Annotated in this window: 23 protein-coding genes and 1 tRNA gene; 11 read left to right on the top strand and 13 right to left on the bottom strand. The window is 61.1% G+C overall.

Features of this window, described 5'->3' with window-relative positions; all coding sequences use genetic code 11:
- Positions 1-70 precede the first annotated feature (70 nt).
- Positions 71-376: a copper resistance CopC family protein gene (locus FEV16_RS00985; RefSeq protein ID WP_246657107.1), complete on the bottom strand. Its 306-nt coding sequence runs from the start codon at positions 374-376 to the stop codon at positions 71-73.
- Positions 377-900: 524 nt separating this feature from the next.
- Here FEV16_RS00985 and FEV16_RS00980 point away from each other — a divergent pair.
- Entirely contained in the window at positions 901-2,040 is a 1,140-nt protein-coding gene (locus tag FEV16_RS00980) for a HupE/UreJ family protein (protein ID WP_138165744.1), read from the top strand.
- A gap of 117 nt (positions 2,041-2,157) precedes the next feature.
- Here FEV16_RS00980 and FEV16_RS00975 read toward each other — a convergent pair.
- A tRNA-Arg gene (locus FEV16_RS00975) sits at positions 2,158-2,234 on the bottom strand.
- Positions 2,235-2,394: 160 nt separating this feature from the next.
- Here FEV16_RS00975 and FEV16_RS00970 point away from each other — a divergent pair.
- The 4 genes from FEV16_RS00970 (at position 2,395) to FEV16_RS00955 (ending at position 5,169) form a co-directional block, all read left to right on the top strand.
- Positions 2,395-3,162, top strand: coding sequence for an alpha/beta fold hydrolase (locus FEV16_RS00970; RefSeq protein ID WP_138165743.1), 768 nt, complete (start codon positions 2,395-2,397; stop codon positions 3,160-3,162).
- Between the two features lie 72 nt (positions 3,163-3,234).
- A complete protein-coding gene (gene cysE, locus FEV16_RS00965) occupies positions 3,235-4,074 on the top strand; it encodes a serine O-acetyltransferase (RefSeq protein WP_138165742.1) in 840 nt (279 codons plus the stop codon).
- Positions 4,075-4,082: 8 nt separating this feature from the next.
- Positions 4,083-4,676 (top strand): hypothetical protein, encoded by a 594-nt coding sequence (locus tag FEV16_RS00960; protein ID WP_138165741.1) that lies wholly within the window; start codon positions 4,083-4,085, stop codon positions 4,674-4,676.
- A gap of 121 nt (positions 4,677-4,797) precedes the next feature.
- A complete protein-coding gene (locus FEV16_RS00955; RefSeq protein ID WP_138165740.1) occupies positions 4,798-5,169 on the top strand; it encodes a hypothetical protein in 372 nt (123 codons plus the stop codon).
- A gap of 79 nt (positions 5,170-5,248) precedes the next feature.
- Here FEV16_RS00955 and parC read toward each other — a convergent pair whose 3' ends face one another.
- Positions 5,249-7,516 carry a DNA topoisomerase IV subunit A gene (parC, locus tag FEV16_RS00950; protein WP_138165739.1) on the bottom strand — a complete coding sequence of 756 codons (2,268 nt, stop codon included), beginning with the start codon at positions 7,514-7,516 and terminating at the stop codon, positions 5,249-5,251.
- Positions 7,517-7,763: 247 nt separating this feature from the next.
- Between parC and FEV16_RS00945 the strand changes: the two genes are divergently transcribed.
- The gene (locus FEV16_RS00945) at positions 7,764-8,009 is read left to right on the top strand and encodes a hypothetical protein (protein ID WP_246657106.1); all 246 of its coding nucleotides are present in this window, start codon (positions 7,764-7,766) and stop codon (positions 8,007-8,009) included.
- Here the strand turns inward: FEV16_RS00945 and recO are convergent.
- The 6 genes from recO to FEV16_RS00915 all read right to left on the bottom strand — a co-directional run bounded on the left by recO (position 8,006) and on the right by FEV16_RS00915 (position 12,493).
- A complete protein-coding gene (gene recO / locus FEV16_RS00940) occupies positions 8,006-8,737 on the bottom strand; it encodes a DNA repair protein RecO (RefSeq protein WP_138165737.1) in 732 nt (243 codons plus the stop codon). The genes FEV16_RS00945 and recO overlap by 4 nt on opposite strands.
- Before the next feature lie 22 nt (positions 8,738-8,759).
- Complete coding sequence (locus FEV16_RS00935; protein ID WP_138165736.1) at positions 8,760-8,987, bottom strand: DUF1737 domain-containing protein; 228 nt, start codon at positions 8,985-8,987, stop codon at positions 8,760-8,762.
- A gap of 85 nt (positions 8,988-9,072) precedes the next feature.
- Positions 9,073-9,999: a GTPase Era gene (gene era, locus FEV16_RS00930; protein ID WP_138165735.1), complete on the bottom strand. Its 927-nt coding sequence runs from the start codon at positions 9,997-9,999 to the stop codon at positions 9,073-9,075.
- Complete coding sequence (gene rnc, locus FEV16_RS00925; protein WP_138165734.1) at positions 9,996-10,700, bottom strand: ribonuclease III; 705 nt, start codon at positions 10,698-10,700, stop codon at positions 9,996-9,998. The genes era and rnc overlap by 4 nt, the downstream gene beginning before the upstream one ends.
- A gap of 19 nt (positions 10,701-10,719) precedes the next feature.
- Positions 10,720-11,490 (bottom strand): signal peptidase I, encoded by a 771-nt coding sequence (lepB, locus tag FEV16_RS00920; protein WP_138166425.1) that lies wholly within the window; start codon positions 11,488-11,490, stop codon positions 10,720-10,722.
- Positions 11,491-11,737: 247 nt separating this feature from the next.
- Complete coding sequence (locus FEV16_RS00915; RefSeq protein WP_138165733.1) at positions 11,738-12,493, bottom strand: pyridoxine 5'-phosphate synthase; 756 nt, start codon at positions 12,491-12,493, stop codon at positions 11,738-11,740.
- A gap of 114 nt (positions 12,494-12,607) precedes the next feature.
- On the opposite strand from FEV16_RS00915, the gene FEV16_RS00910 reads away from it, so the two are divergent.
- From FEV16_RS00910 to FEV16_RS00900, 3 genes are all read left to right on the top strand, one after another.
- Complete coding sequence (locus tag FEV16_RS00910) at positions 12,608-13,489, top strand: AraC family transcriptional regulator (protein ID WP_138165732.1); 882 nt, start codon at positions 12,608-12,610, stop codon at positions 13,487-13,489.
- A gap of 69 nt (positions 13,490-13,558) precedes the next feature.
- A complete protein-coding gene (locus FEV16_RS00905; RefSeq protein WP_246657176.1) occupies positions 13,559-14,134 on the top strand; it encodes an SRPBCC domain-containing protein in 576 nt (191 codons plus the stop codon).
- A gap of 54 nt (positions 14,135-14,188) precedes the next feature.
- On the top strand, positions 14,189-14,647 hold the full coding sequence (locus FEV16_RS00900; protein ID WP_138165731.1) for a hypothetical protein: 459 nt from the start codon (positions 14,189-14,191) through the stop codon (positions 14,645-14,647).
- Between the two features lie 84 nt (positions 14,648-14,731).
- Here FEV16_RS00900 and FEV16_RS00895 read toward each other — a convergent pair whose 3' ends face one another.
- Positions 14,732-16,939, bottom strand: coding sequence for a bifunctional (p)ppGpp synthetase/guanosine-3',5'-bis(diphosphate) 3'-pyrophosphohydrolase (locus FEV16_RS00895; RefSeq protein ID WP_138165730.1), 2,208 nt, complete (start codon positions 16,937-16,939; stop codon positions 14,732-14,734).
- 215 nt (positions 16,940-17,154) lie between these two features.
- Positions 17,155-17,541 (bottom strand): DNA-directed RNA polymerase subunit omega, encoded by a 387-nt coding sequence (gene rpoZ, locus FEV16_RS00890; RefSeq protein ID WP_138165729.1) that lies wholly within the window; start codon positions 17,539-17,541, stop codon positions 17,155-17,157.
- Positions 17,542-17,921: 380 nt separating this feature from the next.
- Here rpoZ and FEV16_RS00885 point away from each other — a divergent pair, with 380 nt between their 5' ends.
- Positions 17,922-18,530, top strand: a complete 609-nt coding sequence (locus tag FEV16_RS00885; protein WP_138165728.1) for an NYN domain-containing protein — start codon at positions 17,922-17,924, stop codon at positions 18,528-18,530.
- Positions 18,531-18,602: 72 nt separating this feature from the next.
- Here FEV16_RS00885 and smpB read toward each other — a convergent pair whose 3' ends face one another.
- Positions 18,603-19,079, bottom strand: a complete 477-nt coding sequence (smpB, locus tag FEV16_RS00880) for an SsrA-binding protein SmpB (protein ID WP_138165727.1) — start codon at positions 19,077-19,079, stop codon at positions 18,603-18,605.
- A gap of 47 nt (positions 19,080-19,126) precedes the next feature.
- Positions 19,127-20,020 (bottom strand): 4-hydroxy-tetrahydrodipicolinate synthase, encoded by an 894-nt coding sequence (gene dapA / locus FEV16_RS00875; RefSeq protein ID WP_138165726.1) that lies wholly within the window; start codon positions 20,018-20,020, stop codon positions 19,127-19,129.
- A 205-nt stretch (positions 20,021-20,225) separates the two neighbouring features.
- Between dapA and FEV16_RS17400 the strand changes: the two genes are divergently transcribed.
- Positions 20,226-22,466 (top strand): lytic transglycosylase domain-containing protein, encoded by a 2,241-nt coding sequence (locus FEV16_RS17400; protein ID WP_138165725.1) that lies wholly within the window; start codon positions 20,226-20,228, stop codon positions 22,464-22,466.
- The last annotated feature ends 9 nt before the right edge of the window (positions 22,467-22,475 follow it).

Below are 22,475 nucleotides of genomic sequence, written 5' to 3'. Positions count from 1 at the left end.
CTGTGCCCAGGAGTTTCGACCTTATTATTGAGCATAGCTGTCTGTTGGCCCGACGAAATGCTTACGCGCGTCATGGGCGCACTTCGAACTCCCAAGCGCCGCTGACGAGGTGGCCGTCAGCCGAAAGCGCACGATAGCGCACCGTGTATTTTCCCGGAGTCAATTTATTCACGCTCACCGAAACGTGGCTCGGATCGGCGCTGTCGATCGCTGCGTCGCGCTTATCGACTCTTTCACCCGCAGCGCTCACAACCGCCAATGCGGCAAAGGCGTCGCGAATGCCCGCGTCGTACCATACTTCCACCTTTCCGATGTCCTCAGGACCGACGCCGCCTTGCGCTGGCGAAGTGCGGACGACAATGGCATGCGCCAACATAATCGCGGGGCGCGAGGCGTCTTGCGGCGGGAGCGGTGGTCCGGTCAATTCGATTGCCGGAGCCTCGCGCGGCTGTTGTTTCCCTGTGCTTGGCGAGACATCTGAGTCCATTCCGTGCGCGCTTGCGTTTTCAGGCGCTGAGGCCGACAGGATGATCCCCACGAACAGAAGGCGCGTTCGCCGGCCGGCGAAGGTCCAACGGATATGTTTTCGCCGAAATTTTTCCTGTTCGCTCTTCGTCATCTCGCGAAAAAATCCGATTGGATCATGATGCGAACTTTCCCAGCAACAACTGCGAGCGGCGCCGGTTTTATAATGTCACAGACTTGACCAGCGGCGCCAATCGAACGCGGCCTTCCCCGCGGAGAGCGTATGCTTCCGTCGCCGGTCAATCGCCGCTCAGAGGGGGGCTATCGCGCTCCCGAGCGCCCCGGACTTAAACTTGTCTTTCCGTCGACTGTATGCACTTTGTATAAAAAGCGCATACGCCGCGTGCTCGCGCTTCGTCAAGGGAGTCCGCCCCAATGATGTGGTTGCGTAACAAGCCGCTCGCCGTGGTTTTGGCCTTCTTCGCAACTGCGTCAGCGGCGCAAGCCCATACGGCCGATATTTCCAGCAGCCGGATCGTGCCTGAGGGGCATGATCATTACCGTGTTGAAGTCGGCTTTTTGGGAACCGACATCGAGCGCATGTTCGCCGAGAACAAGCCGAAGAGCGACGACGTCGATCTCACCGAGCCAGGCGTCATCGAGGGGATGATCGGCAAATTCATCCAGCAGCGCGTCGATCTGCAGAATGCGGAAGGCCAGACCTGCGCAAGCACGATCGTTTCGGTCGGCGAAGATCCAACCAACCCTTCCGACTCAAAAGTGGTGCTGCAGATGGACTGCAGCGCCGTTCAGGGCCAGATTTTTTATAACCCGTTCAGGCTCCTGGAAGCGCAAGGATCGCGAGCAAAGCATCTCGTCAGCATTGGCGAGAAGCGCGATGAATCCAATCTGACAGAGGCGCAGCGCATGGGCCGTGAGCCGGCGCCCGAACAGGTCATGATCTATCCCGGCGACGCGATGATCGACCTCTCCAAGCCGCTGCTGACGCCTTGGGAGCTTGCGCCGAAATTTTTGTCCGCGGGCGTCGAGCACATCATGACCGGCTATGATCATCTGTGCTTTCTGATCGCCGTGATGCTATGGGCGACGCGCATCTGGCCTGTCGTCAAGATCGTGACCGCTTTCACGGTGTCGCATTCGGTGACGCTCTCGCTGGCGGCGCTCGAACTTATCAATCTGCCAAGCTGGTGGGTGGAGATCGCGATTGCGCTGTCGATCATCTATGTGGCGGTGGAGAATTTTTTTTCGCGCAAGGTCGACGGTCGCTGGCGCGACACCTTCGCATTCGGGTTTATTCATGGCTTTGGTTTTGCGAGCGGCTTGATCGAACTCGGCGTTCCTCAGCGCGCTATCGTGCCGGCCCTGGCGAGCTTCAACATCGGCGTCGAGATCGGGCAGATCGGCGTCGTGCTGATCGTTCTGCCCTTACTTTTTTTGGCCGATAAGATTTTCACGCATGGACAGCGCAGCCCGCTGCTCGTTCAGGTCTGCTCCGGGATCATCGCTTGCTTCGGCGCCTATTGGTTTTTCGTGCGCGTTAGCGAAGTGGGGTGAGCTGTCCTTCATTCATCCGGGCTGAACGGGCATAGGCTCAGTCAGGGTTCAGTGTCTCGGTTCTCGGGAAGCCGCCAGCACTGCTTGCGCCATAAAATCTGTGCATTTCGAAAAGAATGGCGCGCCCGAAAGGATTCGAACCTCTGACCCCCAGATTCGTAGTCTGGTGCTCTATCCAGCTGAGCTACGGGCGCCTATTGCGCCATCGCTCCCGTGCTTTAACGGGCTAAGGCGACGCGCCCGCTCGTTTACCGGCAAGCGGCGCGAATGGCAATAGCGCATTTACTTTCGCCCCGCAGCGGCCTTGCGTCGACGGCTCAAGCATTTAGATAAAAGGCGCTAGGTGAGATTCTTATGGAAACGTTCCTGTCGGATGGCGTCAAGATAGCCTATGTCGATTTCGAGCCCCTAACGGAAGATCGCGGAGAACCGATCGTTCTTGTGCATGGCTTCGCGTCGACCCACGCCGTGAACTGGCTCTTCACACAGTGGGTCAAGACGCTGACCGAGGACGGCCGCCGCGTCATCGTGTTGGACAATCGCGGTCACGGCCAATCCGCCAAGCTGTATGACCCGGCTCAATACAGTCTCGACCTCATGGCGGCGGATGTCGCGAATCTGCTCGATCATCTGTCGATTCCCCGCGCCGACGTCATGGGCTATTCGCTCGGCGGACGCATCGGGACGCTCCTCGCGTTGACCGCGCCGGAGCGGGTGCGCTCCCTCATCCTTGGCGGCATTGGCGAAAATCTCATCGAGGACTCCGGGCTGCCGCGTGGCCTTGCCGAGGCTATGGAGACCGAGCGGATCGAGGACATCGACGACTCGATGCTCAAAATCTTCCGCGGCTTCGCCGAAGCCACCCGCAGCGATCTTGCCGCGCTCGCCGCCTGCGTGCGCGGCGCGCGCAAGGCCATTCAGCCTGAGCTGCTCGCGCGCATCACGGCGCCGGTGTTGATCTGCGTCGGCACGCGCGACGACGTCGCGGGCGACCCACATCCGCTGGCTGAGTTCTTCCCGAACGCCCGCGTCGTCGACATTCCAGGCCGCGACCACAACCGGGCCGTCGGCGACCGCATCTATAAGCAGGCGGTGCTGGAATTCCTGGATACGCGGCCTTAACTGTCGCGGGCGGGGCCCGTGCTATTGTCCAGGCGGTCCGCTATATAACTGCCCGACCAAGGAGGGGAGAGGATGGGCGCCGAAATGCGCGAACAAGGCGCGAAAATCATCGACTTCGCCCAGAGCGATCCGCTTTTTGCGCGGCTACGCGCCGAGGCGGAAGAAATCCTACGGCGCGAGCCGGAGCTCGGCGGATTCCTGCATCCTGCGATCCTGTCGCAAAATGGGGTGGCGGGCGTCGTCGCCCATCGCGTGGCGCAGCGCCTCGACCGGCCGGAAGCCCCCTATATCGCCATCCGCCAAGCTTTCGAAGAATGCGTCGCGCGCGAGCCCGGAATGGTCGAGGCGTTCCGCGCCGACCTGCTCGCCGTGCTTGAGCGCGATCCCGCCTGCACAAGGCTGATCGAGCCGGCGCTTTACTTCAAAGGCTTCCACGCGCTGCAGACCTATCGTCTGGCGCATTGGCTTTGGAAGAACGGCCGCAGCGACTTCGCCCTGATCCTGCAGAGCCTGTCGTCGCAGACCTTCCAGGTCGACATCCATCCCGCCGCCGTGATCGGCAAGAGCGTTTTCATCGACCACGCCACCGGCGTCGTCATCGGCGCGACGAGCGTCGTCGAAGACGAAGTGTCGATGCTGCACGGCGTCACGCTTGGCGGCACAGGCAAGGCGCGCGGCGATCGCCACCCGAAGGTCAGGCGCGGCGTGCTGATCGGCGCCGGCGCGAAGATCCTCGGCAATATCGAAATCGGCCGCTGCGCCATGATCGCCGCGGGCTCGGTCGTGCTCGACCCAGTGCCGGCGAACAAGACCGTCGCCGGCGTGCCGGCCCGCATCGTTGGCGACTCGCGTTGCGCCGAGCCGGCGCTGGCCATGGATCAGATGCTGGCAATTCTCGAAGCCGGCATGTGAGGTTTCCCTTGAGCAGAACTCTACTGGGCTTTGCGCTCGTTTTTGTCGCGTCGGTCCTCCTCTCGCACACCGCTACGGCCGCCGGCTGGCATTATTACGATCCCGAATGTCCGATCGAGCTTGGCGGCAAGTCGATGAAATTCGTCGCCATGCAGCCCAAGAAAAACATCGACCGCGAATGCGTCGCGCTGCCTGACGTCGGCCCGAGCGTGATCGTGCTCGACGCTTCCGACAATGAATTGCGCGACATGAACTGGGACATCCGCATCCTGCGCGGCAACGGGCCGAACGGCGACGCCGACCCCGAGGCCGATGTCGTCGGCCGCCTGCCCATTCAAAAATTCCGCAACGGCATGGTGAATTTCGACCAGAATTTCAGGGACGCGGGCAATTACGTGCTTTACGCGAAGCTCACAAGCGACGACGGCGCGAAAAGTTTTATCGGCAAGCATCCGTTCTCCGTCGGTCTCGTCACTGACGAAGAAATCTATCTCTATATCGCCTTCGGCGTTTTCGTCGTCGTCGCCGGCGGCGTGGCCTTCACGCTCTGGCGCCAGGGCAAGCTCGGATTCAAGATTCCGGATTTTTCAAAGACGGATTGAGCCGTTTCGAGCGCCGTATTCGTGCGCACAATAATTTTCGTGGATAAGAGACTTATCAAGCCAGGGACCTGCCCGGCGCGCGCGCTTAGATTTCGCATTGGACCAATCCAGGAAAACGACAATGCGTTTTGCGAACATCGTGCTTGTCGCCATCGCGCTTGGCGCAACTCCACAAGGAACCACAGCATTCGCGCGCGGCATTAAGAGCTGTAAGGAGCCGGTGGCGGGTTCGAACAAGGCGCCGCTGATCTCGCCGCCGCACGGCAATGTCGTGATTGGGACAGGCCGGCTGCAATTCTACTCAGCGCCCAGCGTGCATTGCGCGATGAGGGGAGTTTTTGTCGTGCCGGGTGACACGCTGATCTCTTATGCGGAAACCAATGACGGCTGGGTGTCGGTCATGTATGAAAGTCCCAGAAGCGCTAACAGCGTCATGGGCTGGGTGCGGGGCCATCGCCTGCGCGACAGCGGGACGGTAGGTCCGACGCAGTAGGAAGGCTACTCAAGCCCGCGCAACTAACTTCGCAAAAAAAGCGTCCACTTTCCGAGCCGCTCTTTTACCCCAGCTGTTTCTACTCAAACCTATTATTCCTCGGAAAGCCTCTCGGCGGCAATCTTCCTGCCTCGGCGCGATGGCCGATCCAGTCCTTGAGTTCCGCCTTGTCGACGGTGAAGATTCGCCCCGAAGCGTCGGTCCATGTCAGTCCGTCCTTCAACACAAATACCTTCGCGTCGGAGACGCCGCCGTCTCTATAGCGCTGCATGCGCACGCCCTTGCCGCGCGCCATGCGCGGCGCTTCGCTCAACGGAAAGACCAGGAGCTTTCTGTTCTCGCCAATGATGGCGATATGATCGCCCTGCGCCTGAGTCACGATCTTCAATCTCGACGGCGGATCGACAGTAAGAACCGCGCGTCCCTTGCGCGTCGACGATAGAAGATCGTCCGCGCTCACCACGAACCCGCGCCCATCATTCGTCACAAGGAGCAGCGCAGTCTCCGCCACATGCGGCAGGACGGCGACGACATCGGCGCCTTCCTCGATGTCGGCGAAGAGTCGGATCGGCTCCCCATGTCCGCGTCCGCCGGGAAGTTTCGACGCGTCGAGCGTATAGGCCTTGCCGTTCGACGCGAGCGCCAGGATTTTCGAGGTCGTCTGCGCGAAGAAAGACGCGCCGAGTTCGTCGTCGCCCTTGAACTGCAGGCTCGAGAGATCCTGCACATGACCTTTCAGCGCGCGAATCCAGCCCTTCTTCGAGACGACGGTGGTCACCGGCTCGCGCTCGATCATCGCCTCGGCGAGATCGAGATCGATCGCCTCGGGCGCGTCTTCGAAGGTCGTGCGCCTTTTGCCGATCGGCGTCTGCGGCCCATAGGTTTTCTTCAGCTCGCGCACCTGCCAGGCGATGGTCTTCCACTGCTTCGATTCATCGGCGAGCAGCGCATCAATGTCCTTGCGCTCGTCGGAAAGCTCCTTGAGCTCTTTCTTCAGCTCCATCTCTTCGAGCCGGCGCAAGGCGCGCAGCCTGGTGTCGAGGATGTAATCGACCTGAAGGTCGGTCAGTTTGAACGCTTTTTTCAGCTCGCCCTTGGCGTCGTCCTCTTCGCGGATGATGCGGATCACTTTATCGAGATTGAGGAAGACGATGACCATGCCTTCCAATTGCTCGATGCGGCGAATGATGGCGGCGAGGCGATGGCGCGAACGGCGCTGCAGAACGACGCGGCGATGGTCGAGCCATTGCCTTAAGGCCTCGTCGAGCGACACGACGCGCGGCGTCACGCCGTCGACGAGCACATTCATGTTCATCGCGAAACGCGTTTCGAGCTCGGAGAGCTTGAACAGCGTCTCCATCATCAGCGCCGGATCGACCGTGCGCGAACGAGGCTCGAAGACGATGCGCACGTCCTCAGCCGATTCGTCGCGCACGTCGGCGACAAGCGGCAGTTTGCGTTCCGCGATAAGCTCCGCGAGCCTCTCAATGAGGCGCGACTTCTGCACGCCATAGGGAATTTCCGTGACGACGGCGACCCAACCGCCGCGCGGCAGCTCTTCCTTGGTCCAGCGCGCGCGCAGACGAAATGAGCCGCGGCCCGTGCGATAGGTCTCGATGATCTCGTCGCGCTTGTCGACGACAATGCCACCCGTGGGAAAATCCGGCCCCTGCACGAAGGTCAGCAGCTGCTCGGCGGTCGCCTTCCGATGGGAGATGAGATAGAGCGCCGCGTCGCAAAGCTCGGCGAGATTATGCGGCGGAATAGAGGTCGCCATGCCGACGGCGATCCCTTGCGCGCCATTCGCCAGCATATTCGGCAGCGCCGACGGCAGCACCACCGGCTCCTTCTCTTCGCCCGAATAGTTCGGAATGAAGTCGATCGCGTCTTCGTCGATGCCTTCGAGAAGCAGACGCGCCACCGCCGTCATCCGCGCTTCGGTATAGCGATAGGCGGCCGCCGAATCGCCATCGACATTGCCGAAATTGCCCTGCCCGTCGACAAGCGGATAGCGGGAGGCGAAATCCTGCGCGAGCCGCACCAACGCGTCATAGATCGCCTGATCGCCATGCGGATGGAACGAGCCCATCACGTCGCCGACGATCTTTGCGCATTTCTTGAACGGCGCCCCGGGATCGAGGCGAAGAATATGCATCCCGTAAAGTATGCGCCGATGCACGGGCTTAAGCCCGTCGCGCGCATCGGGCAGCGCGCGGCCGGTGATCGTCGAAAGCGCGTAACGCAGATAGCGCTCCTCGAGCGCCTCGCGCAGATCGACGGGCGCAATCACGCTAACGTCGCTTGCGCCTTTTCCTTTTCCGGCTCCCGCGCCGCCTTTTTGCGCCATTTCCAAAACCCGATTCTGTCTTTGTGACCCGTACTATGGCCACCCGCGCCTCGGCGCAAGCGGGCGATTTCGAGACGGCTTTCCTCACCCGGAAAGCGTCGATAAAGCGACCGCGTTTTGTGCGAACTGTTGCAAATAAGTTCTTGCAGCCACTGCACCTCTTCCTTTAGAAGCTTCGGCAGCGATGGCGCGGATCGGCGCGGTCGAATTTTCGCTGGTTTTCTGCGGCTTTCAAAACATGGCGTCCATGAAGAAACTGCTTTTGTCGCTCGCCGCCACGCTGCTCGTCACCACCGCTTCTTCCGCTTTGGACAGATCGCAGCTGCCGGTCTCCGGCCCGACAGTCGCTGCGAGCGGCCGCGCCCCGCAAGCGCCGAACGCGGATGACGCCGACATGCAGGCGCTCTGCCGCGAAGTGCTCGTCGACATCGACCCGGGCTACGGCGTCTCCCGCCGCGAATCGCGCTACATTTGTAGCGACAAGGGCCACTAGGCCGCGCGCGCAAGAGCGTCGATGTAAAGGTCGCGCGCAGCAGGCAGCGTGACGCCGCGCGGGTTCAGCACGTCGCGCGTCAGGAAATATCCGGTCAATCGGAATGCTGCGATAAGATCCCCCCGCGCCGCCGCAATACTCTCATGTTGAAGAAAGTCGGGATAGGGCAACAGCCTGTCGCGCCAGGGCGCGCCGGCGGCGCGACTCACCGCGCGGCCTGATTTCGGCGACACATAAGCGAGATCGTCCTGCGCGCCGGTCAGCGCGCATGCGTTGAGATCGAGTCCGAAGCCGAGCGCGCCGAGCAGCGCAAGCTCGAATCGCGCCATCATTGTCGCGGCGATTTCGAAATCGCGAATGTCGCCAAGCCGCGCCGCGATGGCGTCAGCCATTTCGAACAAATCCTCATGAGGATCGCGCTCCGGCAACAGACGCAAAAGCGCGCAAAGCGAGGCGACGCCATTGAGCGCCACGGCGCGATCGAGGAGATGGGCGGCGCGTGCCGCAAGCGGTTCGACCGTCAAGGCGCCGAGATGGTCTTCAAGACGCGCGCGCCACTGCGCGGCGACGAGATTGCCGGGCTGTAGAACCGGACGAAGCCGGCGCGAGCGGCCGCCGCGCACGAGGCCGAGATGGCGACCATGTCCACGCGTCATCAGTTCCAGAATGACAGAGGTCTCGCCATGCCGGCGCGCGCCCATGACGAGGCCGTCGTCCCGCCAATCCATATCTTCGCCTTAGCCCGCCTTGCTACAAATCTCCGAGCGTCAAGTCCGCCCTATATTCTGCGTCCTCGACCTCTTTGGTCAACGCCTGACCGCAGATGACGCGTTTGTTCACGGAATCATAGGTCAAGGCTGGCGAACCATAGAGGGTCCAGCCACGGCTTAAGGCCTCCGTGACGCGATGACAGAAGGCTGCGTCGTCCGGCCCGGTGAGATAGCGATAAGCGGTGAAGCGTTTTGAAGGCTGGGTCATGTCGCGCCCTGGCTCCGACGCAGTCGGCGCATTGATGAGAATAAAGGAGAGAATCGACAAACGGCTGCGCTTGTCGTTTTGAATACTACTCGCCTTTTGGAAACTCCAGCCGCATCTCACGGTAACGCTCCGGATCGTCGGCCCAATTCTCCCGAACCTTCACAAAAAGGAAGAGATGCACCGGCTGTTCAGCGGCTTCGGCGATTTCTTTGCGCGCCGCCTGGCCGATCGCCTTAATGGTGCGGCCGCCCTCGCCGAGGACGATCTTCTTCTGACTGTCGCGCGCGACATAGATCGTCTGCTCGATACGCGCCGACCCGTCCTTTTGGTTTGTCCAGGACTCGGTTTCGACCGTCGACTGATAGGGCAATTCGTCGTGCAGGCGCTCGTAGATTTTCTCGCGCGTGATCTCGGCGGCGAGCAACCGCAGCGGCGCGTCGGAGAGTTGGTCTTCGGGATAGAGCCAGGGCGAAGGCTTCATGCGCTGCGCGAGCGCCCGTCGCAGATCGTCGACGCCGTCGCCGTTTAAGGCCGAAATCATGAAAGTTTCGTCGAATTTCTCGCGCGCGTTCAGCGTCTGCGCCAACGCAAGCAGCTTTTCGCGGGGAATGAGGTCGATCTTGTTCAGGACGAGAAGTTTCGGCGCCCTCGTCTGCTGAAGCTGCGTTAATATTGCTTCAACCTCCTCATCCAGGCCTTTGCGCGAATCGACGAGCAACGCAATCACGTCGGCGTCGGCGGCGCCCGACAGCGCGCTTGCGACCATGGCGCGATCCAACCTGCGCTTCGGTTTGAAGATGCCTGGCGTATCGACAAGGATGATCTGCGTTACGGCCTCAATGGCGATGCCGCGAACCAGCGCCCGAGTCGTCTGCGCCTTGCGCGACACGATCGAGACCTTGGCGCCGACGAGCTGATTGAGCAGCGTCGACTTGCCGGCGTTGGGCGCGCCGACGAGCGCCGCGAAGCCGCAACGCGTCTCTTCTCGCTGCGCGTGGCGCCCTTCGCTCACGCCTCGCCCTTTCCTGCGCCAGCGCCTTCACGCACCAGAAAGGCCGCCGCGGCGGCCTGTTCGGCGGCGCGTTTCGAGGCGCCCGAGCCCGGCGTCGGCGGAAATCCTTTCACATCCACGGCGACTTCGAAGAAAGGCGCATGGTCCGGTCCGCTGCGGGCGACAAGCTGGTAGCGCGGCGTGGGCAGGCCACGCGCCTGCGCCCATTCCTGCAAGGCGGTCTTGGCGTCACGCAAATCCTGGCCGCTCGCCATGCGGTTGCTGAAAGCCTTGCGGACAATGCGTTCGGCCGCGGCCGCGCCGCCGTCGAGAAAGGCCGCGCCGATGATCGCTTCGCAAATGTCGCCCAGCAAGGCGCGTTTGCCGCGTCCGCCAGTCTGGGCCTCGCCCTCGCCAAGTCGCATCGCAGGGCCAACGCCCCAGGTCTCCGCAACCTCGGCGCAGGTCTCCTTGCGCACGAGCGCTGCGAGACGACGCGACAGCTCGCCCTCGCTCTCGTTCGGAAAGGCGTCGTAGAGCATGTGGGCGACGGCGAGACCGAGCACCCGGTCGCCCAGAAACTCGAGCCGCTCGTATGAGTCGCGCCGGGCGGAGGAGGCGGTGACATGGGTCAGCGCGCGCGCGAGCAGGGTCGGATCGGCAAATTCATGTCCGATGCGCGCTTCGAGCGCGGCGAGCCCCTCGTCGCGGCCGCGCGTCATGTCACGCCCGCGCGTCTGGTCAATGAACAGGTCGAAACAGCCGGTCCCAACGCACCGACCATGGCCAGCGCCAGAAGGCGAGCGCCGATTCATCTTTCTTGACCGAGAAGAAAATGATCTCGGCGCGGCCCACGAGATTGACGAAAGGCACAAAGCCGACGCCGCCAAGCTCCGGCGCGATGCGCGAGTCGGTGGAGTTGTCACGGTTATCGCCCATCATGAAATAGTGATCAGGCGGAACGACGAAGAGTTCGGTGCTGTCGTTGATGCCGTGATCGCCCTCGATTTCGATGATCGTGTGTTCGACCGGCGGATGATCGCTGTTCCCTGGCAGCGTTTCCCTGTAGGTCGTCACAGGGACGTCGCGTCCCTCGCGATTTTCAGTCACGGCCTTTTCGATCGGCGTGCGCGGCACGATGACGCCGTTGATGTAAAGCCGACCGTCGATGACCTGGATGCGGTCGCCGGGAAGGCCGATGACGCGCTTGATATAGTCGGTCTCATTGTCCCGCGGCAGCTTGAAGACGACAACGTCGCCGCGGTTCGGCGGCGACGCCAGAATGCGGCCGGAAAAAATATCGGGCCCAAACGGCATCGAGTAATTCGAATAGCCGTAGGAATATTTCGACACGAACACATAGTCGCCGATGAGCAGCGTCGGGATCATCGAGCCGGAAGGAATATTGAACGGCTGAAAGAGCAGCGTGCGGATGACGAGCGCGATCGCCAGCGCCTGGAGGATGACCTTAATGGTTTCTAAAAAACCGCCCTCTTCGCGCTTTTCAGCCACCGGAACGTTCCTGCTCAAGCCGACTCACTCCTCATGCATTTGGGCGGCGTCGGCCCGCCCGGCCGTCCCGCTTACCACGCTACAGCTTCGATGAGAACCTGCGCCGGCGCCAAACGATTGCGACGGGTTAGCGTCAAATAGATGACCACGCGCCACTTTAGCCATTCAGCCAAGACTTGGCGGATTGTGGGATTAACGCTAACGCCAGGGCTTTCCCTGCCTACGCGCCGACCAGGCTGCCTCGGCTTCAGAGAGGTTGCGCCCGGCCCTGCTCCATGGCCTGACGCATGCGCCGGATCGCCTCCGCGAGCCCGACGAATATCGCCTCGCCGATGAGAAAATGCCCGATGTTGAGCTCGACGACCTGCGGCAGCGCGCAGACTCGGCGCGCCGTCTCATAATCGAGGCCATGCCCCGCGTGGATTTCGAGCCCACGCTGCGCGCCATAGTCGGCAGCCTCAGCGATCCGCGCGAACTCCGCCTCCGCCCGCCGCGTATCGCCGACCTCGACGGCGTGGCACCAGGCGCCCGTATGGAGCTCCACGACCGGCGCCTTGATGGAAACGGCGGCGTCGAGCGCCTCCGTCGAGGGCTCGATGAAAAGCGACACGCGCACGCCCTCTCGAGTCAGCTGATCGACGTAAGGCATAAGGTAGTCGTGCTGGCCGACGACATCGAGGCCGCCCTCGGTCGTGCGCTCGGTGCGCTTTTCCGGCACGAGGCAGACGGCGTGCGGCGCCGTCGCGACGGCGATGTCGAGCATCTGCTCGGTCGCCGCCATTTCGAAGTTGAGCGGCTTCGATATCGCCGCCTTCAACCGCGCCATGTCCGCGTCGTTGATGTGACGGCGGTCTTCGCGCAGATGCGCGGTGATCCCGTCGGCGCCGGCTTCGATGGCGAGCAGCGCGGCGCGCACTGGGTCGGGCCGCGGGCCGCCGCGCGCGTTGCGGACGGTCGCGACATGATCGACATTGACGCCAAGGCGAAGGGGAGGCGAGGTCATTGCGCTCCTATAGCGCGCGGGCGGACGGTTTGTCATTGGGCGCGCGGCTGGCGCAGCGGCTCAATGAGCAATTTCGGTCAAGAAGTCGGTCCCCGCGCTTGATACGATGCAAAAATGGAGACCAGGACAAGATCAAAGGAACCCGTCTATGCGCGACGCATCAATCGCGTGCTCGCTTACATTGACAAGCATCTCTACGAAGACCTTACCGTCGACGTGCTGAGCGACGTCGCGAACTTTTCAAAATTCCATTTCCATCGGCAATTTTCCCAACACTGCGGGATTAGCCTCTCACGCTACATTCAATTCATGAGGCTCAAGAGAGCCGCCTATCGTCTCGCATTCAATCCGACCGCGCCGATCACCGACGTCGCTTTGGATTCAGGGTTCGAAAATCCTGAATCATTCTCGCGCGCCTTCAAAGCCGCATTCGGCCAGACGCCCAGCGCGTTCCGCAAGAAGCCGGACTGGGCGTCATGGAGCGCGCGATCTCGCATAAGCCTCCCACTCAGCGAAAGGACGAATGACATGGACGTAAAGATCATCGACGTCGAACCGATATTGGTCGCGGCGCTCGAACATCGAGGCGCGCCGGCGCTGCTCAACGATTCAGTGCAGCGCTTCATCGCCTGGCGAAAGTCGTCCGGACTTTCTCCCGTCAGCCAGTGCGAGACCTATGGGGTGCCGTATAATGACCCCAATACGACGCCGCCGGAGGAGTTTCGCTTCGATATTTGCGGATCGGTGACGGAGCCGGTCGCCGGCAATGAACAAGGCGTCGTGACGAAGACGATCCCCGGCGGACGCTGCGCCATGACGGTCCATGCCGGTTCGCGCGACCGGATCGACGAGAGCGTTTATGCGCTCTATCGCCATTGGCTGCCGGAATCTGGAGAAGAACTTCGGGATTTCCCGGTCTATTTCCACTATCTGAACCTCGATCACGATACGCCCGAACATCGCCATTTGACCGAGATATATTTGCCGCTCAAGTAGGGTCTGGCGGTGGTGCGGACGGTCGCGACATGATCGACATTGACGCCAAGGCAAAGGGATTTGATCGTCATGCTCTCTCATAGCGCGCAGGCGGCACGCTCGCCATTGGAGGTTTCTGCACAACTCTTTGAAAATCGATCCGGCCGGTTTGGCGCCATCCCTAGTTTTTGCACCGAATTAGGAGCAGCGGAGGAGCGAATGGTTCAACGCCATATTGAAACAGAAATCGAGATCGAAGCTCCTGCAGCTTGCGTCTGGGGCATCTTAACTGATTTCAACCACATGCCTTCATGGAACCCCTTCATCACCGGGATCTCTGGAAATCTGGCGCAAGGAGAAACGCTCTCTCTTAGGATTGCTCCTCCGGGTAAACCCGCCATGCGGTTTAATCCGGTGGTCCTCGCGCTGAGTCCTAATTCAGAATTGCGCTGGCTTGGACGGGTATTCGTCAAAGGGTTGCTCGATGGCGAACATTATTTCCTGCTTGAGCCGCTTGATGAGAAGCGAACGCGCCTAAGGCACGGGGAAATATTTTCGGGCCTCTTGGCCGGAATGTTGAGCGGGATGTTGCCGGCGACCCAGCAAGGGTTTGAGGCGATGAATTCCGCTCTAAAAGCTCAGGCGGAGATGCGGCAGAAGTCTTGATTTTTGCACATGCGCGTAGAGTGGACGAACAGGCGTTACTTGGGGAGAGGCCAAATGGCCGAAGCCACTTACACAAAACTGGACATTGCGCACGAGTATCTCGATACGGCGATGCAACTATATATCGAGAAGCGAAGCTACTTTTCAGCCATCCATTTGGCAGGGGCGGCAGAGGAATTATTCGGAAGACACTTGCCCAAAGATGAACGCATTTCTACTATCGCTTTGAAAGCCCAAATAGGGTTCCAAGTGCTTGAAAGCGGGAAAGAGGTCGAATACGAAACCGCTCAAAAAACCGAACGCAAAAAAGCGTTAGGAATTACGCTGGGGTCAAAAAACTCGGTCAAACACATGAATGACGATGGTAGCGATTCTACGGTTACTATAGACCCCGTTGTTGAAGCACGTAACTGGATCGAGGACGCTCTAATCAATTTAGAGAAGCTGAATTTACCTAAGCCAAAAAACTATATGAAATTCGTATCTTGTAGAAATTTGGAAGCTGAACATTAATCGCTGATGGTAATGCGCTCCAAGCTCCGCGTGTCGCATAAGGCTCATTATCGAACCTGATTGAAACCGCTCACAGCTACGCTCTCACCCAATCACCCTTTCGACCTTGCTCACCAAGGGGCTGGCGCGCAGGCGCGTCACGACGCCGTTCAAATGTTTCAAGTCGGCGACTTCGAGATCGAAGGTCATCTCGCGAAAGTCAGGCGAATGCGCCTTGAAACTGATGTTGTCGATATTGGCGCCGGTCTCGCCGATCAGCGTCGCGAGCGCGCCGAGCGAGCCCGGCTCATTGATCGCTGTCACGACGATGCGGACGGGAAACAATGCGGAAGAGCCGGCTTCGATATCCCAGCGCACGTCGAGCCAGCGTTCGGGCTGATCGTCAAAGGCGGTGAGCGACGGCGACTGAATCGGATAGATGGTGATGCCTTCGCCGGGCGTAAAAATGCCGACGATGCGGTCGCCCGGCACCGCGCCCCCTTCCGGCGCGAAACGCACCGGCGCGTCGCCGCGCAATCCGCGAATGGGGATGGCGCTGCCGCCGTCTTTCGCGCCCGGCGCCTTGAAAACCACATTGGCGTTCGCCTTGACGCCGAACCATCCTGGTTCGCCCGGACCGATGGGCCTCGGCGCGGCTCTGCGCTCTTCGCTGAAATCGGGATAGACCGCCTTTACGACGTCGCCCGAATAGATTTCGCCGCGGCCCACGGCGGCGAGCGCGTCTTCGACTGAAGGGCGCGCGAGCCGCATTAGCGCCGATTTCAGCTTGTCCTCGCTCCAGACGCGGCCGGCGCGCTCAAAAGCGCGTTCGACGATCTGGCGGCCAAGCCCTGCATATTGCTGGCGTACGGCGTCACGCGTCGCGCGCCTGATCGCGGCGCGCGCCTTGCCGGTCGCGACCGCCGCCTCCCAGGCGGCCGGCGGAACATGCCCCTCGGCGCGGATGATCTCGACCTCGTCGCCGTTTTTCAGCTGCGACAGCACCGGGGCGACGCGTCCGTTGATCTTCGCGCCAACCGCTGAATCGCCGAGCTTGGTGTGCACGGCATAGGCGAAATCGATCGGCGTCGCCCCGCGCGGCAGCGCGATCAATCCGCCCTTCGGCGTGAAGCAGAACACCTGATCCTGGAACAGTTCCAGACGGGTGTGCTCGAGGAATTCCTCGGGATTGTCGCCATGCGCGAGGAGATCGAGCGTTTCCTGCAGCCAACGGAAGGCGCGGCTTTCCTTGGCGAGCTCCTCGCGACCCTGCGCCCCAATGGCGTCCTTATAAAGCGCATGTGCGGCGATGCCGAAGCGGGCGATCTCATGCATCTCAGCCGTGCGAATCTGAAGTTCGACGCGCTGGTGGCCGGGACCGATCACGGTCGTATGGATCGAACGATAGTCGTTTTGTTTCGGCGTCGAGATGTAATCCTTGAAACGGCCGGGAACGTTGGGCCATTTCGAATGCACGACGCCAAGCGCGCGATAGCAGTCCTCCACGGTCCCGACGATGATCCGGAAGCCGAAAATGTCGGAAAGCTGCTCGAAGGAAATCGATTTGCGCTCCATCTTGCGCCACACCGAATAGGGCGACTTCTGGCGTCCGGTGACCGCCGCAGTGATGCCCCGCGCCGCGAACTCCTTAGCGAGTTCGTCCTCGATGCGCTTGATGATGCGTCCGTTCTTTGTGCGCAGATCGTGCAGGCGCTGCTCGATCGTCTGATGCGCTTCCGGCATCAGATGGCGAAAGGCGAGGCCCTCGAGTTCCTCGCGCAGACGCTGCATGCCCATGCGGCCGGCCAGCGGCGCATAGATGTCGAGCGTCTCTTGAGCGATGCGCGCGCGCTTGTCCTGCGGCACGAAATGCAGTGTGCGCATATTGTGCAGGCGATCGGCGAGCTTGACCAGCAGCACGCGCACGTCTTCGGCGACGGCGAGCAGCAATTTGCGGAAATTCTCGCCCTGCCGCGCCTGTTTGGTGACAAGATCGAGCTTCTCGATCTTGGTCAGGCCCTCGACAAGTCTGCCAATCTGCTCCCCAAACAGCCGGTCGATCTCTTCGCGCGTCGCGTCGGTGTCTTCGAGCGTATCGTGTAGCACCGCCGCGACGATCGTCGCGTCGTCGAGCTTCAGGTCGGTGAGGATCGCGGCGACTTCGAGCGGATGCGAAAAATAGGGATCGCCGGAGGCGCGGGTTTGCGCCCCATGCGCCTTCATGGCGTAAACATAGGCCCGGTTTAACAAATCCTCGTCGACGCGCGGATTATACTTCCGCACGCGTTCGACGAGTTCGTACTGACGCATCATGTGGGTGGCGCCGAAGAATGGTTATGCGCCGACGCGCCCGCCACCCATGCGTCGATTTAACGCACAAAGCAGACGAGCGGCGCCGGAGCGGCAGGAGCATTAAATCAAGAATAGCGCAGGGTGGCCGCTATGACCAACAGCGACGACGCGCAAATGCGCGGCTGCTGCCCGGACTTACCAGGCGAACAGCTCAAGAAGTTTAGCCCGACCGCCGACTACTCTGCTTCGTCCTCGACTTCGGCGGGCGGCACCAGCCCTTCGAGACCGCGCAGCAGATCTTCTTCGGTCATGCGGTCGAATTGCGCCTCGCCTTCGAGCTCGCCGCCAACTGCGGGCGTCAAGGCAGGCGCAGCTTCGGCTTCCGGCTCGTCGACTTCGACGTGACGCTGAAGCGAGTGAATGAAGTCCTCGGAAAGGTCTTCCGGCGCAAACGCCGTTTCAGCGATCTCGCGCAGAGCGACAACGGGATTTTTGTCGCGGTCGCGATCGACAAGAATCGGCTGACCAGACGAGATGTTCCGCGCCCGATGCGCAGCAAGAAGGACGAGGTCGAAGCGGTTTTCGATCTTGTCGATACAATCTTCGACAGTAACGCGCGCCATCTGCTGTCAAGCTCCATTCGGTTCGAGAGTAGGGCTGATACGCCAATTATGAAAATTAGGCAATAATCTCTTGGCGCTAGATGCTTTGCTGACGGTATTTGACCTTGTTTCTCTAGAAGACGCTCCATGATTTGTCGGCAAAAAGTCGCTAATCCTCTTGACGCTCCGACATCGAGAGGCGATGTATCTCAGGAGACGCGCGCTGCGCTTTTTCAGGGATGGCTGCGGAAAGGCTCGGGCGGCGCCGCGAGAACGGCGCAATCGCCCTTGAGACTTTCGGCGCTGAACTTGGAAAAAATTGAAGCGACGCCGAGCTGCGGGTTGACGGCGTTAGCCAGTTCCGCACGAAATTAACATAACAACCCGACCGTGAGACTGAGATGGCAGATATCGAACGAATTGCGTTATTCATTGACGGCGCGAACCTCTACGCGACCGCTAAATCGTTGGGATTCGATATTGATTATAAGCGTTTGCTCCGCGAATTTCAGGGCAAGGGCCGGCTGATCCGGGCCTTCTACTACACCGCGCTGATCGAGGATCAGGAGTATTCATCGATCCGGCCTTTGATCGATTGGCTGGACTACAACGGCTACGCCGTTGTGACGAAGCCGACGAAGGAATTCGTCGATTCTCTGGGCCGTCGCAAAGTTAAAGGCAATATGGACATCGAACTTGCGGTCGACGCCATGGAGATGGCGGAGCATATCGACCACATGGTTCTGTTCTCAGGCGACGGCGACTTCCGCTCTCTGGTCGAAGCCGTACAGCGGCGCGGCGTGCGGGTCTCGGTGATCTCGACGATCACCACCCAACCTCCGATGATCGCTGACGAACTGCGTCGGCAGGCGGACGAGTTCATCGACCTCATCCATCTTGTCGGAAAGATCGGCCGCGATCCCGGCGAGCGCGCCGAGCGTATGCAGCGCTATCAGGAGCGTCCGCGTCCGGCACCCCAAGCGGCTCACGCCGAAGATGAAGGCGAATAACGCTCAGCGATTAAGTGAAGGCCAATGCTTCGGCGTCTCGTCTTCGAGACGCCGAATTTTTTATGGTTCGATTCAGCCGCGCGCGCGAAGCAGCCGACCTTTTTCTCGGCTCCAGTCCCGCTTCTTTTCGACTTCGCGTTTATCGTGCAGCTTCTTGCCCTTTGCTAACGCGAGTTGCAGCTTCGCCCTACCCTTGGCGTTGAAGTAAAGCTTGAGCGGCACGATTGTCATGCCTTCCCGCTCGACTGCCTGAGAGAGCTTGGCTAGCTCGCGCGACTTGAGCAGCAGTTTGCGCGGTCGCTTTGGCGGATGATTGAAGCGATTGCCGGACAGATATTCCGGAATGTTGGCGTTGACGAGCCAAGCCTCGCCTTGCCGGTCGACATGGGCGTAGCTCTCGGCAATCGTCGCCTTGCCGGTGCGCAGCGACTTCACCTCGGTGCCCGTCAGCGCCAGTCCCGCTTCGAAAGTCTCGCCGATTTCGTAGTTGTAGCGCGCCTTGCGGTTATCGGCGACGACCTTGAAATTCGGCTCCGGCTTTGCGGCCACTGACTGCCCTCGAAGCGTTTCGACGAAGGCGAAACGCGATCTGAAATTTAAGCCGCGAGCACGCCAGCGTGAACCATCGCTGCCCGTATGCGGTCCTTGGTGGGTTGAGTGCACGGCACCAGCGGAAGCCGCACCCCCTCCTCGGCCTTGCCGAGAAGCGAGAGACCATACTTGGCGCCTGTGACCCCGGCCTCAAGAAAAGTCGCAACGTGCAACGGCGTCAGCCTGTCCTGAATCTCCAGCGCTTTGGCGTAGTCGCCAGCGAGACAGGCATTCTGCAAATCGGCGCAGAGCCGCGGCGCGATATTGGCGACGACCGAGATGCAGCCATGCGCGCCCGCCGCCATGCAGGCGAGCGCCGTGAGATCGTCGCCAGAAAGCTGGATGAAATCCGGACCCATCGCCTCGCGTTGAAGTGAAATGCGGCCGATATTGCCGGTCGCGTCCTTCACGCCGACGATATTCTTTAAGCCGGCGCAACGCTTCATCGTCTCGACGCTCATGTCGATGACCGATCGCGGCGGGATGTTGTAAATAATAATAGGGATCGAGACGGCGTCGTTGATCGCCTTGAAGTGCAGATACAGCCCTTCCTGATTGGGCTTGTTGTAGTAGGGCGTAACGATGAGGAGACCGTCCGCTCCGGCGCGCTCCGCATGGCCGGCGATGGCGATCGCCTCGCGCGTATTGTTCGAGCCCGCCCCGGCGACAACCGGCACGCGCCCCCGCGCGGCGCGAATCGTCTCGGTAATGACGCGACCATGCTCCTCGTGGCTTAACGTCGGGCTTTCGCCCGTGGTGCCGACCGGCACGAGCCCGTGCGTCCCATTCTCGATCTGCCAATCGATCAGCGCGCGAAGTGCGTCATAATCGACTTCTCCATGGGAAAACGGCGTGACCAGGGCCGTCATCGACCCATGAAAAATCGGCTTTCCATTCATTGAATCAAAGCTTTCCCTACGCCCCAGAGCCGCCGCAATCGCGTCGCTAATATTGAGGCGCCCTTCATAGCCGTTGGGCTGCGTTCGGGAAAGCCCTAGGCTATAATAGGAGGCCGCGAGATATCGAAATCGTAAGCGGCGCAGGGAGTTGACCCTTCGTAAAGCAAATGAGAGCAGCTTTTCACGCCAGTAGGGAAACGCGGTGATGATGTTGCCTCGACGTGTTGCGACGCGCTTCAGACTGACGATCGGCGTGGCTGCCCTCGCGATCGCCGCGCCCGCCTTCAGTGGACTTGACCGTCTCGGCGACGGCGAAGCGAAGCGCATATCGCTCTGGCGCTGGACGCCCACAGTTCCCCTTAGTCTCGGCGTCTGGCGCTCTCGGGTCGGCTCCTTGCAGGTGACTGTGCGTGAATTCATCGAGCGCGACCGCTCCGACAAAGAGGCGGCGCATCCTCTCGGAAATTCGCTCTTTGGCGCGGAAGACGGCGCACTACCCCCGATCGTGGCGAACGCCCCGACTTTGCGCCGGTCGAATGGCGCCAAGGTGGCGGCGGCAACCGCTGCGGCTTTGCTCGGCGACGACGCCGACGCTTTCATCCAAGCGGTCGCCTTCTACAAGGCTGGCGATTTCTCTCACGGCGATGAGGACGCAGCGCGGATAAAGGGCTCCCTCGCTGACGCCGCAGCGCGCTGGGTCGCCCTTCGTCTTCACGCGCGCGAAGCCGGCTTCAAGCGAATCTCCGCATTCCTCGCCGCCCACCCCAACTGGCCCGCCGCGGATTGGCTACGCCGCCGCGGCGAGGAGGCGCTGGTCGCGGAGCGCCATCCCGACAAAACCGTGTTGGCGTGGTTCGCCGAAACAAAGCCGCTCACCGGATATGGGAGATATGCGCTGGCGCGAGCGCTGGCGCGAGAAGGAAATTTCGAGGCGGCCGCGGCGCTAGCGCGCCAAGCCTGGCGCTACGACGATATCGGACAGGGATTCGATACGGCCTTTACTAAGGAGCTTGGCGAGCTTCTGACGGCGGCCGACCATAAGTTTCGCGCCGACCGCCTTCTTTATGCGAGCAAGAATGTGTTGGCTTTGCGAGCCGCGGAGCTCGCCGGCAAGGATGTCACCCTGCTCGCCCGCGCCCGCATTCTTGGCTCCGACCGTTTGATCGCGAATGTGCCTTCGTCGCTGCAGGACGATCCCGGTCTGCTCTACGGACGCGTTCACAAGCTGCGCACGGCCAATAAATTCGCCGAAGCTGGCGCGCTGCTGCGCAAAGCGCCGCACGAAGCTGAACTCGTCGTCGACGGCGACGCCTGGTGGGAGGAGCGGCGCCTTGTTGCGCGTAAGCTGCTCGATCAGGGCGATTCCCAGACCGCTTATATTCTTTGCGCACAGCACGCCGCGATTAAGACCAGCAACAAAGTCGACGCCGAATTCAGCGCCGGCTGGATCGCTCTGCGATTCTTAAACGATCCGATCAAGGCTGAGCGGCATTTCAAGCTGCTCGCCGAGATTGCCGAGACTCCGCTGCAGAAATCGCGGGCGGCGTACTGGTTGGGCCGCACGGCGGAAGTCGAGAACGACTCGAGGGCGCTCGATTTTTATCAGCAGGCGGCGGCGCATTCGACCACCTTCTATGGACAGCTCGCCAGCGCGCGCCTGGGCGCGGAAGATCGGCCAATTCGTCCGGCGCCTGCGGCCGCCTCGGGCGAAAGCCGTCACGAAGCGGTTCGGGTGGCGGAGTTGCTGTTCGCGCTCGGCGAGAAGGACATTGCTGCGCCGTTTGCGCTCGACGGCGCCAAGTATTTGCAAGATGAGACCCAAGTCGCAGCGCTCGGGGATGTCATCGCTCGGCAAGGAGACGCCAAACTCTCGCTCGTTTACGGCAAGGCGGCGTCCTACCGGGGAATTGCGCTCGATGACGTCGCCTTCCCCGCCTACGGGGTTCCAACCTTCAACGCGCTTCCAGGCTCGGCGTCGCGCTCGATCGTCTTCGCTGTCGCGCGGCAGGAAAGCGCCTTTGACCCAAAGGCCGTTTCATCCGCCGGCGCTATGGGCTTGATGCAGATGATCGCCTCGACCGCGCGGCACACCGCCTCTATGCGCGGCGTGAGCTTCGACATGTCGCGGATGCTCAACGATCCGCCGTTCAACGCCCAGCTCGGCGCGGCGCATCTCGGCATTCTGCTTGGGGAATATCGAGGCGCCTATCTCCTCACATTCGCCGCCTACAACGCCGGCGGCGGGCGGGTGAAACAATGGATCGACGCCTATGGCGACCCGCGCAAGCCCAATGTCGATCCGATCGACTGGGTGGAGAGGATTCCCATCACCGAAACGCGCAATTACGTGCAGCGCGTGATGGAGAATTTCGTCGTCTATCGCGCGAAGTTCGAGGATAAGGCGACGCGGCCGCCGCAGGTCGAACTGGCGCACGCCGGCCTTTAATCCCATGCT

Source organism: Methylocystis sp. B8 (assembly GCF_005771425.1).
Lineage (GTDB): Bacteria > Pseudomonadota > Alphaproteobacteria > Rhizobiales > Beijerinckiaceae > Methylocystis.
The sequence above is the reverse complement of the archived record's forward strand: the minus strand, read 5'-3'. Positions and strand labels throughout refer to the sequence as shown.